The sequence below is a fragment of the Streptomyces sp. SID5910 genome (genome assembly GCF_009862125.1).
In the GTDB taxonomy this organism is placed as follows: Bacteria; Actinomycetota; Actinomycetes; order Streptomycetales; family Streptomycetaceae; genus Streptomyces.
In genome coordinates, this window is the sequence record NZ_WWHX01000248.1 from 1 (window position 1) to 505 (window position 505).

Annotated in this window: 1 protein-coding gene; it reads left to right on the plus strand. The window is 75.0% G+C overall.

Annotated elements, in window-relative coordinates; all coding sequences use genetic code 11:
- Nucleotides 1-505 (plus strand): XdhC family protein (locus GTW67_RS08735; protein WP_161164236.1); only part of this gene is annotated, 505 nt, incomplete at both ends.

The following is a 505-nucleotide window of genomic DNA, read 5'->3' on the forward strand; positions in this document are numbered from 1 at the left end:
TCGAGGACGGCTCGCACTGCCCCGGCGGACTCACGCTGCTCGTCGAGTCCCGGGTGCCGCCGCCCCGCATGATCGTCTTCGGCGCGGTCGACTTCGCGGCGGCGCTGGTGCGCGCCGGCAAGTTCCTCGGCCACCACGTGACGGTGTGCGACGCCCGGCCCGTCTTCGCGACGCGGGCCCGCTTCCCGGACGCCGACGAGGTCGTCGTCGACTGGCCGCACCGCTATCTGCGGAGCACCCCGACCGACGCGCGCACGGTGCTGTGCGTCCTCACCCACGACGCCAAGTTCGACGTACCGCTGCTGACCGAGGCCCTGCGGCTGCCGGTCGCGTACGTCGGCGCGATGGGCTCGCGGCGCACCCACGAGGACCGGGAGCGACGGCTGCGCGAAGCCGGCCTGAGCTCGCGCGAACTGGCCCGGCTGCGGTCCCCCATCGGCCTGGACCTCGGCGCCCGCACCCCGGAGGAGACGGCCCTGTCGATCGCGGCGGAGATCGTCGCCGC